Source organism: Oceanobacillus caeni (assembly GCF_019037185.1).
Lineage (GTDB): Bacteria > Bacillota > Bacilli > Bacillales > Amphibacillaceae > Oceanobacillus > Oceanobacillus caeni.
Map to the genome: position 1 here is coordinate 1 of NZ_JAHHXM010000008.1, position 13,289 is coordinate 13,289.

12 protein-coding genes are annotated in these 13,289 nt (G+C 36.4%); 5 read left to right on the plus strand and 7 right to left on the minus strand.

Annotated elements, in window-relative coordinates:
* Positions 1-180: 180 nt before the first annotated feature.
* Complete coding sequence (locus tag KM885_RS06640; protein WP_047184328.1) at positions 181-441, minus strand: hypothetical protein; 261 nt, start codon at positions 439-441, stop codon at positions 181-183.
* Positions 442-754: 313 nt separating this feature from the next.
* Between KM885_RS06640 and KM885_RS06645 the strand changes: the two genes are divergently transcribed.
* Complete coding sequence (locus KM885_RS06645) at positions 755-1,801, plus strand: lactonase family protein (protein WP_216883705.1); 1,047 nt, start codon at positions 755-757, stop codon at positions 1,799-1,801.
* 29 nt (positions 1,802-1,830) lie between these two features.
* Here KM885_RS06645 and KM885_RS06650 read toward each other — a convergent pair whose 3' ends face one another.
* The 4 genes from KM885_RS06650 to pabB form a co-directional block, all read right to left on the minus strand.
* Positions 1,831-3,057, minus strand: a complete 1,227-nt coding sequence (locus tag KM885_RS06650) for an MFS transporter (RefSeq protein WP_244986931.1) — start codon at positions 3,055-3,057, stop codon at positions 1,831-1,833.
* Between the two features lie 13 nt (positions 3,058-3,070).
* Entirely contained in the window at positions 3,071-3,478 is a 408-nt protein-coding gene (locus tag KM885_RS06655; RefSeq protein ID WP_216883706.1) for a MarR family winged helix-turn-helix transcriptional regulator, read from the minus strand.
* 130 nt (positions 3,479-3,608) lie between these two features.
* On the minus strand, positions 3,609-3,719 hold the full coding sequence (locus tag KM885_RS06660; RefSeq protein ID WP_083452606.1) for a YjcZ family sporulation protein: 111 nt from the start codon (positions 3,717-3,719) through the stop codon (positions 3,609-3,611).
* 215 nt (positions 3,720-3,934) lie between these two features.
* On the minus strand, positions 3,935-5,674 hold the full coding sequence (gene pabB, locus KM885_RS06665; protein WP_047184331.1) for an aminodeoxychorismate synthase component I: 1,740 nt from the start codon (positions 5,672-5,674) through the stop codon (positions 3,935-3,937).
* A 202-nt stretch (positions 5,675-5,876) separates the two neighbouring features.
* Here pabB and KM885_RS06670 point away from each other — a divergent pair, with 202 nt between their 5' ends.
* The 4 genes from KM885_RS06670 (at position 5,877) to trpB (ending at position 10,234) form a co-directional block, all read left to right on the plus strand.
* On the plus strand, positions 5,877-6,380 hold the full coding sequence (locus tag KM885_RS06670) for an Lrp/AsnC family transcriptional regulator (RefSeq protein ID WP_216883707.1): 504 nt from the start codon (positions 5,877-5,879) through the stop codon (positions 6,378-6,380).
* A complete protein-coding gene (locus KM885_RS06675) occupies positions 6,377-7,552 on the plus strand; it encodes an aminotransferase (RefSeq protein ID WP_216883708.1) in 1,176 nt (391 codons plus the stop codon). The genes KM885_RS06670 and KM885_RS06675 overlap by 4 nt, the downstream gene beginning before the upstream one ends.
* 184 nt (positions 7,553-7,736) lie before the next feature.
* A complete protein-coding gene (locus tag KM885_RS06680) occupies positions 7,737-8,867 on the plus strand; it encodes a CAP domain-containing protein (RefSeq protein ID WP_216883709.1) in 1,131 nt (376 codons plus the stop codon).
* Positions 8,868-9,067: 200 nt separating this feature from the next.
* A complete protein-coding gene (gene trpB / locus KM885_RS06685) occupies positions 9,068-10,234 on the plus strand; it encodes a tryptophan synthase subunit beta (protein WP_047184335.1) in 1,167 nt (388 codons plus the stop codon).
* An 80-nt stretch (positions 10,235-10,314) separates the two neighbouring features.
* Here trpB and KM885_RS06690 read toward each other — a convergent pair whose 3' ends face one another.
* Both KM885_RS06690 and KM885_RS06695 read right to left on the minus strand, forming a co-directional pair.
* On the minus strand, positions 10,315-11,634 hold the full coding sequence (locus KM885_RS06690) for a GntP family permease (RefSeq protein WP_216883726.1): 1,320 nt from the start codon (positions 11,632-11,634) through the stop codon (positions 10,315-10,317).
* Positions 11,635-11,672: 38 nt separating this feature from the next.
* Positions 11,673-12,872 carry an iron-containing alcohol dehydrogenase gene (locus KM885_RS06695; RefSeq protein WP_216883710.1) on the minus strand — a complete coding sequence of 400 codons (1,200 nt, stop codon included), beginning with the start codon at positions 12,870-12,872 and terminating at the stop codon, positions 11,673-11,675.
* Between the last annotated feature and the right edge of the window lie 417 nt (positions 12,873-13,289).

A 13,289-nucleotide genomic window follows, 5' to 3' on the forward strand; every position in this document is an offset into this window, starting at 1 on the left:
AAGTCCATTTATTAGGTTGAACTTTTCAATGCCTGTTTTTTGTTGGAAGTCAATCTTTATTTTTAGGTAAACTTAAAAAAATAATAAATTTTGTTTTTTAATTTTAACAATCGACAAAAACGCCCCCAAAATGACGCTTGTTATAATTATACACAATATTGAAAGAAGAGAAACTATATACTAGGATTCCTCTTCTTCTTTTTCATCCTTATCCAAGTTCACATCTTCTAGATCAAGCCAAGATAACATTTCTCCCACAACTATATTTACTTTTTCATTTACAATATCTTCCCCATATTTTTTCTTCGCCTTTTCAATAAAACTTAAAACCTCATCATTATATTTTATAATCGGCTCATCACTTTCAAGATTATTAAACAAATCCAGTATTTCATCTAATGCTTTATCAAATCGTTTACTTTCTATTTCAGTTGCTTTCATAATAAAGTCACCTCAAGATTATCATGCCCCAAAAAAACTCAATTTCTACCTTTTTCTTTTTAAGAGTTTGTTCAAAAGTCCGGTAAAATGACACTTCGATACTAAGGAGGCGTTGCAACAAATCTTTAGTGGGACGAGTAATCGTAGTCCCAGAACGTTGGCGACCTCAGTCCGTTTCATTCACCTTTTTAAACACGCATTTTAAGAAGTCTTTTCCAAGGCTAGACTCGTAAAAGCAAGGAAGTGACAAGTGCTCATGTTATCGATATACTTAGGTAGACACTGATTTAAGTAGAAAGGGGATTCTCAGAACATGAAATACATCGGATACATTGGCACATATACAAAAAAAAGCAGTGAAGGAATCTATTCATTTGAATTAGATACGGAAGAAAAGAAAATATCGAACGTTAAAATTGCAGCTAAAGTTGACAGCCCTACTTACTTGAAGCTTACTATTGATAATAAATTTCTTTTTTCTGTCGCAAAAGACGGAGATAATGGTGGAGTTGCCTCTTTCAAAGTTAATGATAGAACCGGTGAACTAACAGCAGTTAATAATCAGGTAGAACCCGGTGCGAACCCTTGTCATATCAACACGGATAAAGATTATCAATTTTTATTCAGTGCTAATTATCATAAAGGTACGGTAGATTCTTATAAAATAAATCAAAATACTGGTGAAGTTAGCCAAGCTATATCAACTATTCAACATACTGGTAGTGGACCCGATCCTAGGCAAGAAAAATCGCATATCCATTATGCTGGCATGACTCCGGATGAAAATTACTTAGTTGTCACTGACTTAGGCAGTGATTTACTTCTTACTTACCAAGTTAGTGACAATGGTGAGCTAACTGAGGTAAATCGTTTAGTTGTTCCAGCTGGTAGTGGACCTAGACACCTAGCTTTTCATCCTAAACTTTCTACTATTGCGTATCTTGTAACGGAATTCAGTGGGGAAGTTTTTGTCCTATCATACGATCAAGAAAATGGAAGCTTCTCCATTGTTCAATCGATTAAAACCATTCCAGAAGATTTCAAGGAAAATAATCAAGGTAGTGCGATTCACGTTTCTTCTGACGGAAGATTCGTATACTCTGGAAATCGAGGACATAATAGTATCGCTGTTTTTAAAGTAGATACGGAAACTGGAAAATTATCTTTTATTGAGAATACACCAACAGAAGGTGAGTGGCCAAGAGATTTCGTTCTCGATCCTAGTGAAAAGTTCTTAATTGCTTCCAACCAAGAATCAGATAATCTTACTTTATTCTCCCGTGATACCGAAACAGGCAAATTATCGTTATTACAAAAGGACATACATGCTCCTGAACCGGTATGCCTTAAGTTTTTATAAAATTACGTTTGAATACAAACAGCTAGGAACTATTGTCCTAGCTGTTTCTCTACCTCTTCATGAATCATTCTATGTTGTTTCCTTGAGCGGGATGTCTTTTTCCCATGTACGAAATAATATACAAAAATGGAAACAAAAACGATACATGCCATTCCAACATACATTCCTCTATAACCCGTTAAAGGTAAAGTAAACCCTAATAAAAATGGACCAACGCCTACTCCTGTGTCAAAGAATACAAAAAAGGTAGAGGTTGCAAGTCCAATTCTATGTGACGGAGCTCTGTTAACTGCAATAGTTTGAGCACTTGATTGTACGGTACCAAATCCAATTCCAATAACGCCTCCCGCAATAAGTAAAATCAAACCATGTGAAGCTTGACTAAGCAAAATTAGTCCAAAACCAAATATGACAAGGCATGGATAAATAACGGAGTTTTCTCCCTTTAAATCAAATAATTGACCAGTAAACGGTCTAGATATTAATAAAAACGCCGCATACATGACGAAAAAGAAACTTGCTGTATCAACTAAATTTATTTCTGTCGCATAAGACGTCATAAACGATAAAATGCTGGAGTATACAAATCCAAGGATTGCTATAAAAATCGCAATCGGTACAGTTGTCTTTTCAAAGTAATCACTAATTTGAAAGGACTTTTTCGCAGTCTCCTTTGGTACCCGAGCTACTTCTGGTACTCTCAACGTTAAAGCAGCTATCAAGGATACTAGAGCAAAGGTAGTAGTAGTTACAAATATCACTGTATAGTCGAAATGTTGGCTTATAAATAATCCTAAAAAAGGACCAATGGCCATGGCTAAGTTCATACTTGTAGCAAAATAACCCATTCCCTCTCCACGTCTTACCACCGGAATAATTTCCGCTGCGATTGTTCCCGTTGCAGTGGTACATATCCCAAATGAAAAACCATGGATGAATCTTAGTGTTAACAATAAAGGTAAATTATTAACAAGAAAATATAATAGCATCATAGCTAGAAAAAGTACCGAACCTAATAATAATAATTTTTTCTTACCTACCGTCGCAAGTGCTTTTCCCGCTATTGGTCTCACAAGCACTGCGCCAAGTACGAAAATACTTGAAGCAAGCCCAGCCAAACTTTCTGATGCATGGAAACTTTTTATCGAATAAACCGTTAACGTTACGATTAACATATAAAACGAAATAAATAATAAAAAGTTTGAGGTGGATACCATGATGAAGTCTTTCGTCCATAACTTAGGTTTTCTACTCAAACTTATTCCTCCCTTATTTAATTTTTTCTTTTAGCTTATGGATTGTATGTAAAGTCACCATTAGATCCTCATCTGAAATTTCGTTTACTAGATTTTCTTCAACGGTGTCTATAATCAGCTTTGCATCGTCATAAACTTGCATCCCTTTTTCCGTTAAATGGATTTTTCTCTCCCGTTTATCTGTACTAGGAATTTTTTTAATTAACCCTATTTCTTCTAAACGATTCACGGTACGAGTTATAGTTGGTTTTTCTACATCATAATAATTACTTATTTCAACAAGAGTAGCTGTATTAAAATGCTTCAAATAGAAAACTATCAACCATTGCGAATGATATAAACCAACTTTTGCTAGTTGTTCATTTATCTTTTTCGTAAATGCCCGGGTAAACTGTAACTGATGATGAAAAAAAGAATCCACATTAAACCTCCACTTGAACAATTAGTTACCTAGGTAACTATATACATTTTTTCTTTTCTTGTCTAGTACAAAAGAAAATAAGGCACCAAATGAAACGGTGCCCTACGAATTTTCCAACACTTTTTAAAGATTAGTATCCATAACCTACATAAGAGGTTCCAATAATAATTAACAGTATGAATAGAACTACAATTAAGGCAAAACCTCCACCATAGCCAAAGCCTTTTTCGGGTGCACTCATAAATTAACACCTCCTCATTCACGTACATAATTACTATATGTTAAGGCGTACGAATTGTTATAGATAAATGCCTACATTTGATACTTAACTCCTAAAGATTATGGGAAAAGAGCCGTGATTTTCCCGAAAGTTTTTGTCTACACCCTTGTCTTTCTAGCAATAAAAAATTAAGTATACACATATTGGTTCTATATGGTTCATATTAGAAGACTTAGTTAAGTAGTAGAAAAGTCAACGGGAAGCCATTTACGTACACTATTGATTAACCAAATACCCTCATGCCTATCTAAGTCTTCTACATATAATACTTTCTCCCTTATTTTTCCTGTTGTAATCAGGAATTGACGATAAGTTCCTGCAAGTAGCCCGCATTTTATTGGTGGCGTCCATAGCTTTCCATCAATCTTTAACACAACATTACCAATCGTAAATTCCGTTAATTCTCTGTTCTTATTCCATAAAAGCAAATCATAGATTCCCTCTTTTTTTTCAAAGCATTGATACATGGTACGATTCGTCGTTTTATGGTAATAAAATGGATTTTCCAAATCGATTGGCTCGTTTGCAAGCATTACTTTTACTGGAACATCTGGGTCAGTAATGGACTTGGCTTCTAACTCGATTTTTTCTTTTTTTGAAAAAAGCAAACGGACTTTATACGGACCATTTTCATAACTTTTAGCAAAAGAAAGTAAAGCTGTTTTAACCTTCTCTTTATTCATTGGTATTCCAAAGTAATTAGCGCTATTGCTAAGACGATGGATATGCTCTTCCAACAGAAAATACTCCCCATCTTCTAATAGTAAGCTCTCTAACAATTGAAAATTAGGTCTCTCTTCCTCCAACAATCTAGCTTTATCAAGCATTTCGTGATACTCCCCTTTAGTTGTAGAATCCCAAGTGATTCCACCTCCTACTCCATAAGTGGCAACCCCTGTTTTTCCTTCAATAACAACCGTACGAATCGGCACGTTAAACATTGCTTCCTTTTCCGGTGTAATAAAACCAATTGCACCACAATACACTTCTCGAGGAGTTGTTTCCAATTCTGAAATAACTTCCATCGTACTTATCTTTGGGGCACCGGTAATGGATCCACAAGGGAAAATCGCCCGAAAAACATCTACTAAATCAGTTTGTTTCTTTACCTTTGCTTGTACAGTTGATGTCATTTGGTGAACGGTTGGATATTGCTCGATTTCAAATAATTTCGGTACATGAACGGATGTTGGTTGTGCAATAACACTTAAATCATTTCGTAATAAGTCCACAATCATGATGTTTTCAGCACGATTTTTCTCCGATTTGTACAACCATTTTGCATTTTCCTTATCTTCCTCTACTGTTTTTCCCCTATTAATCGTTCCCTTCATTGGACGGGTTGTAATGGTTTCGTCCTTCATATGAAAGAAAAGTTCCGGTGAAGCTGATAAAATCTGATAATCTCCTATATTAAGGTAGGCAGAATAGTTGGATGTTTGCGCTCTTTTTAGTTTTTCAAAAAAAGCTACATCATCACCTTGAAATTTAGAATACAATCGAGTGGTATAATTCGTTTGGTAGGTAACTCCATTTTTTATAGCCTTTTTAATCGTTTTAATAGATTTACTATATTCATCTTTAGGTGTAGAAATATTCCATGGACCCACCTGATAGTATCCATCACTTTCTACAGATTTTTCACTAACTTCCTTAAAAATTCCAAACCATAATAAAGGCATTTTGTTATTGGGATTTACTTTAAATTTTTCATTAAAAGCAGGTGCACTCTCATAAGCCAAATATCCTGCAGCATAATACCCTTCTTCAACCGCATCCTGTACCATTCTTAAACACGGGATCACTTCTTCCACTGCATTAGTCGAAATAACTCGAACTGGATTCGTAAACGTATGTGGACAAATCTCCCCTGTTGATGAAGCAAATTCAAATGATAATATAATTTCTTTATTCATTAGTTTTTTCCTTTTCCATTTAATTTTTTCTTTTTATTATAATATTACTAAATGACACATGTCACTTCAGTAAAAACTTCGACAAAAACCTTTAACTTTCACCAAAAACCAACATTAGTTTGACTTTATTTGTTGATAAATTCTGTAAAGTGATATAAATTTAATACAGTTTATCGTTTAGAAAATGGATGGAGGAAAAGCAATGAAATTATCTAATGATGAATTGAATATATTAGCAATTCTAGAAGAAAATCATAGAATCTCCACAGAAACTATTGCAATGCAATTAAATATGACGGAAGAAAACGTTCATAGGACGATTAAAAAATTAGAAGAAGATAAAATAATTGTTAGTTATCCAACCCTTATTGATTGGAATCAAATTGAAGGTAAAGAAACTGTCGTAGCAATGATAGACGTTAAGGTTACACCACAACATGGCGTAGGATTTGATGAAATCGCCGAGCGAATTTATCGTTATCCAGAAGTTAATTCCGTCTATTTAATGTCAGGTACTTATGACTTATCAGTTACATTAGAAGGAAAAACATTGCAAGAGGTTTCGAAATTTGTTTCGAATAAATTATCAACAATTGATAATGTTATCTCCACAACCACACATTTTATATTAAAAAAATACAAACATGATGGTGTCGTCATCGAAGGGAACGACGATGATGATAAAAGAATGGTGGTTACCCCATGAGCATGGATTATGAACAATACTTATCAAAAACAGCAATAGACCTAAAACCATCTGGGATAAGAAGGTTTTTTGATTTGGCAGCAAGTATGGAGGGTGTCGTCTCACTTGGGGTTGGAGAACCTGATTTTATTACTCCATGGAACATTCGCGATGAGGCTATCAACGCCCTACAGGATGGATACACATCCTATACAGCAAATGCTGGGTTAATCGAATTACGCCAAGAAATATCAAATTACGTACAAAGAAGATTTGATGTTCACTATGATCCTGAGAATCAAATCATTGTCACTGTCGGAGCAAGCCAGTCTCTTGATTTAGCCTTTCGCGCCATTGTAAACCCAGGTGATGAAGTGTTAATTGTGGAGCCTGCTTTTGTATCTTACGCTTCACTAGTATTATTGGCTGGAGGGGTTCCGGTTCCAATCTCCACCTACTCCGATAATGGATTTAAGGTAACACCGGAGCAAATTGAAGCAGCGATAACAGATAAAACGAAAGCTGTTTTAATTTGTACACCAAATAATCCAACCGGTACTTGTTTAAATAAAGAGGAGTTAACACAAATCGCTAACGTCATTCAAAAGCATGACCTCATTTGTCTCACAGATGAAATTTATGCAGAACTTACATATGATGATGATGGATTTACGAGTATGGCTTCCATCCCAGGAATGTATGAGCGAACGATTTTAATTAACGGTTTCTCCAAAGGGTTTGCAATGACGGGATGGAGGCTGGGTTTTGTAGCAGCCCCTAAAGAAATGGTAGACCTAATGGTAAAAATTTATCAGTATACAACCATGTGTGCGCCACATATGTTACAGAGAGCTGCCATAGAGGCTTTACAAAATAGTACAGATCAAGTTGAACATATGAGAGAAAGTTACTGGCGAAGAAGGAATTATATCGTTCAAGCCTTAAATAATATTGGGCTCAGCTGCCATATACCAGGTGGCGCATTTTATGTTTTCCCATCGATTAAGCAAACTGGACTCTCTTCGGAAGAATTTGCAAGCGAACTCCTCCAACAAGAAAAAGTGGCAGTCGTTCCGGGCAATGCTTTTGGTGAATCCGGAGAAGGATATATTCGTTGTTCCTATGCTACATCTATCGAACAATTGCAAGAAGCAATGAAGCGTATGGGAAGATTTATCGATTCATTGAAATAAAATAAGAAATCCCTGCTAAAAAATTAGTTAGGGATTTCTTATTTTTTACTAACCAAATGTGCTCTCCACTTTTCCCTTCCAAATTTAGCACTTTATACCACCTATTCTAGGCTTCTTCACATTTGTTCATAATGTTGATACTTGATATGATAAAAAAACATAAATGAAGACTGGATGTGGGGACATGTTACGCTTAAGAAATTGGATAGTTTTATTGCTTGTCGCCGGAGCTTTATGGCACTTTTATGGGGAGACATATGAGCATTCTGGTTTTCAAGGTGTTTTTCATGAGATAAAAGAAGATGTAAATGAGTTTATAGAAAATCCAATCTTCACTTCGACAGTAAATACAATAAAACAAGAGTTTCAAATATTATTGTCAAGGCTAAACGGGACTCAGGAAAATCATGATATAAAAACCGAACCGACTATAGAAAAACCAAAACTAAACGAACCGACCAATCAAAGCTTTTCCATCCATAATATTGAAATTGGTGATAAACGATCAGATGTAGAGCAACAAGTCGGAACCCCCAAACGTTCAAGTCTGAACGAATATGGAGTAGAATGGAATACTTATCATGAAAATTACCAAAACTTTTTTATGGTAGCATATGATAAGGAAGACAAAGTCGCTGGTCTATATACGAACCAGGATTTATTAAGTTCTACACTTGGCATTGATTTAAATAGTTCACGAGAGACTGTTTTATCAACTTTAGACGAACCATTATCAGCTATTCGCAAAGGACTAGTCCGTTATCAAATACAAAATGATGATGAAAATGATACATTTTTCATTGATCATAACTATGTGACGATTTTTTATGATAAACATGAAAATAATACGGTTACCGCCATTCAAATTATTAGCGACAAGCTAGAACAACAGAAAAAGGAATACTTCGGAGAACCGACCCCTGATTTAAAAGCAGGACTAGAATATCAACTTTTTGATTTAACCAATGCAGCCCGGGTCGTTCATGGTTTGCCAGTATTAAATTGGGAGGAACCACTTAGAAAAACTGCTCGTGATCACAGTACAGACATGGCTGAACATAATTACTTTAGTCATACGAACTTGCAAGGACAATCACCATTTGACCGGATGCAGGAAGATGATATTGTATTCCGAATAGCCGGGGAAAATCTTGCAACCGGGCAACCTAGTAGCATTTTTGCTCATGAAGGGTTAATGAACTCCTTGGGCCACCGAGAAAATATATTGAAAAAGGAATTTGAGTCTTTAGCCGTTGGTGTCGATTTTAACCAGAATTCGCAACCATTTTATACGGAGAACTTTTTAACGAAATAACAATCATTCGGACGCAGGAAACCAGCGTCCTTTTTTTATCCCACCTAAAACGGGTAGTAAATGCGACTAACCATCAGTGGAGGATGATTGAAAACCCCACTAATGGAAGTCTTCTTTATAATTTTCTTAAAATTATCTAACATTTCATATATAATAAGAGAATGAAACATAGTATTACTAGAATAGGAGCTGAGCAGAGAATGAGTGAAGAAGTTGTATCTGAGAAAGGTTATTTTGGTGAATTTGGTGGCAGTTTTATTCCCGAGGATTTAAAGGTGATTTTGGATAATATTGGAGACCAGTTCGATAAATATAAAGATGATCCTAAATTTCTAGAGGAATATCGTTACTATTTAAAAGAATATGTTGGGCGTGAAAATCCGCTAACATTTGCTAAAAACCTTACAGAAAAAATAGGTGGGGCCAAAATCTATTTAAAACGTGAGGATTTGAATCATACAGGTGCACATAAAATTAACAACGCCTTAGGTCAAATACTTCTAGCAAAACGTATGGGTGCCAAACGCATTATTGCGGAAACTGGTGCAGGTCAGCATGGAGTTGCCACCGCAACTGCAGCGGCAATGGTTGGTTTACCTTGCACCGTGTACATGGGAAAAGTCGATACAGAAAGACAAGCCTTAAATGTATTCCGTATGCAACTTTTAGGTGCTGAAGTAGTTGCCGTGGAAGATGGCCGTGGTCGGCTAAAAGAAGCGGTAGATGCAGCGTTTGAAGACCTAGTAAAAAATCATCAAGATACGTTTTATCTAATCGGTTCTGCTGTTGGGCCATATCCATACCCAGAAATGGTGAAATACTTCCAATCTATCATCAGTGAAGAATCCAAAAGACAAATTTTAGAAAAGGAAAATAAACTACCAACAGCCATCGTTGCTTGTGTAGGTGGTGGAAGTAATGCGATTGGTTCCTTTGCTAGTTACTTAGATGATAAAGACGTTCGGTTAATTGGTGTAGAACCTTCCGAAGCTCCATCTATTTCAGAAGGTATTCCGGCAGTATTCCATGGATTTAAGTCTTATACATTATTCGATGAGAATAACGAATTAAAGCCAACCAATTCGATTGCAGCAGGTCTTGACTATCAAGGTGTTGGACCAGAACATGGTTACCTATATGCTTCCGGTCGTGGAGAATATGTTCAAGCTTCTGGCGGGGAAGCACTTGAGGCATTCCAAGAGTTATCTAGGGTGGAAGGAATTATTCCGGCATTAGAAAGTTCGCACGCTGTTGCACATGCTATGAAACTAGCAAAAGAACTAAACAAAGAAGATGTCATTATTGTTAACCTTTCCGGTAGAGGCGATAAAGACGTAGATCAGGTTTATACTATGTTGAATAAATAAGTTTAACAAGAGCAGATTTCCTGCTCTTATTTTTATTATTAAAATACTTCCACAACCTATTGGAAGGGTAATGTTTCTAATTAAAAAATACTATACAAAATAACTGCTAATGCAAGTACTGCTGTTGGTAAGATAACACTTAGCATTAATATAGGTTTGTATGCTCTCTTATGGGTTTCACCACAGATAGCACGAACGGTCGTTACAATATAACCATTATGCGGTAAAGAATCCAAACCACCTGAAGCTAATGCTGAAACACGGTGCATTGCTCCTGGATCTACTCCTTGCGCTAAATAAATGGGTGCAAGAATTGGTAGTGCAATTCCAAGTCCACCTGATGCAGACCCTGTAATACCACAAATAACGGTTACTCCAATTGCCAACCCTATTAAAGGGGGTCCTGGTATATTTACAAGACCATTAATTAGTGAATCGAAAGCGGAAACCTGTGCCGCTACACTTCCAAAACCAACTACTGCACACGTATTAGCTAATGCTACAAGTGCATTTTGCGCACCAGTTGCAAGTGCATCCCAAAACTCCTTAAGAAATCTCAACATGCTTAAACATGCAACAGCAATCCCAATAGTCAAAGCAATTAAGAGTGCTACAGTAGGGGTCAAAAACTGACCAAGAATATTAAGTATCACGATAACTAATACAAGAGGAAGAATAGCTAAAAGGGTATTGGGAAGATCACCTTTACTTTGTTCTGGCTGTTCTTCTGCAACTAAACTAGCTGCCGTTTCCTCATTTCCTTGCTTCGGTAAGGAGAAAACTTCACCATTAGCAGAAGCTTTTCTTACCATTGAACCTAACCATAATCCACCAACAATCATAATCAATAATGCACTTAAAACTCCAATCCAACCACCTGCAGTTGGAGTTGTCCCAAAGAACTCTGTTGGAATAATGTTTTGAATTTCTGGTGAACCAGGTGAAGTCATGGTAAAAGAAATAGATCCGAATACTAATGCTGCCGGGATGAATCGGTGTGGTAAATTAGCAGAACGGAATAAGGAAACTGCGATTGGATAAACAGCAAAACCAACTACGAATAAACTTACACCACCATAAGTCATAATTGCTGCAGCTGCCACTACCGCAAATACAGCACGTTTAGCCCCAAACTTATTTTTAATCCAATTTGCAATACTATCTGCAGACTTTGTTTCTTGCATCACTTTTCCAAAGATAGCCCCTAGCAAGAATACCAAGAACCATGAAGCAAAATACCCCGTAAACCCTGTCATATAATTGTCCATTAATGCTGTATCTAACCGTAGTCCCCCAGTAATAGCAACAACAATGGAACTAAGTAGGGCCGCGATAATAATATTAACGCCCTTCATCGTAAGGTAAATTAATAAAATAAGTGACCCTAACAGACCAATCATCCCAGGAAATGCCACTATTTTCTCCCCCCTTTTTTAGTTTAAGAATAAATTGATTTCTCAGATGAAAAATCATAGCTATAGCAAACCCGATATAATTCCTCTATCTCTTTCTTAGAAGGAACTCTTGGATTATTTTGTGGGCTTCCGCTATTTAAGGCATCATCAGCCATTTTGCTAATTGCTTGCTCAAATTTGTTTTCATCAATCCCAAACCCTTTTAAGTTAGGTATATTTAAATCTAAACAAAGTTTTTTCACGGAAGATACAGCCATTTCTGCGGCTTCTTCATTTGATAGACTGTTAGCGTCCTTGTTAAATAATCTTCCAAGGTCTGCTAATCTCTCGATGCATGCCTCTTTACTAAATTCAAGGACGGCAGGTAGTAACATAGCATTGGAGAATCCATGCGGAACATGAAATAATGCGCCGATTGGTCTAGACATTCCATGCACTAAACATACAGAAGCATTCGTAAATGCCATTCCAGCTTGTAAAGCCCCCACTGCCATTTCTTCTCTTGCATCCATATTATTACCATCTTCATATGCTGGTTTTAAATTCCCAACTATCTTCTCCATCGCTGATAGAGCTAGCATATCTGTCATCGGTTGCTTCTTTCTTGAAATATAGGCTTCTATTGCATGACTTAGTGCATCCACACCAGTAGCAGCTGTCACTGATTTTGGTGAAGATACTGTCAATAACGGATCAATAATAGCAACATCAGGCATAAATGAAGGTTGTTTTATCATCATTTTGACATCATTACTTGTATTATTAATAACCGTAGCATCTGTAGCCTCAGAACCTGTGCCTGCTGTTGTTGGGATTGCAATATGGGGAATAGGTTTTTTCTCTGCTATTTTTTTGCCTCCCATATATTCTCCAATATAACCACCATTTGTTGCGACGACAGCGATTGCTTTAGCAGTGTCTATACAGCTTCCCCCACCAAGAGAAATAACAACATTACATTGTTCTTTTTGGAAAATCTCAAGCGCCTCTGCAACATATTGATCTGTAGGCTCAGACTTAACCCCTAAATAGACAGTACTTTCTATATTTTCCTTTTGTAATACATCACGACACTCACTTACGTAACCAAGGTCATTCATGATTTGATCACTAATGATAAGAGCTTTACTTCCTCGACTTTCCGTTTCCTTTCCTACTTCTCTAAACGCCCCTCTACCATAATGAATGGTTTGTGGGGTACTAAATGTAGCAAACCTTTCCAACTCTATCTACCCCTTCCTAATTACCTTCGATTCCACATACGAAAGTCGCGCCAACTTTCATACACACGTAATGTAAGCGTTTTATTAAATACATAAGTATAGATTAGCACAAATTTTCTGATTATCCAACCAAAAAGTGTGACAGTATCAAATACTCGAAGCCCCATTAGAAAAACAAATAATTCACTGACCACTTCCAAGTCTTCCAATTAGACTAGCAGTATACTATCTGTAATTCTTTAATTTTTATCCCACCTCAAGCTTCTTGTAAAACAAAAAGGTAAGTGGGAGATCAACTGCCAATTAAGGTCCGATAAATGCAATAACCATTAGTTAGGAGATGAAGGAAAACCCCCACTGATGGAAGTCTTCTTTATAGTTAAATTTTCATATTGCAATGTAAGCTATTTCAGTGCT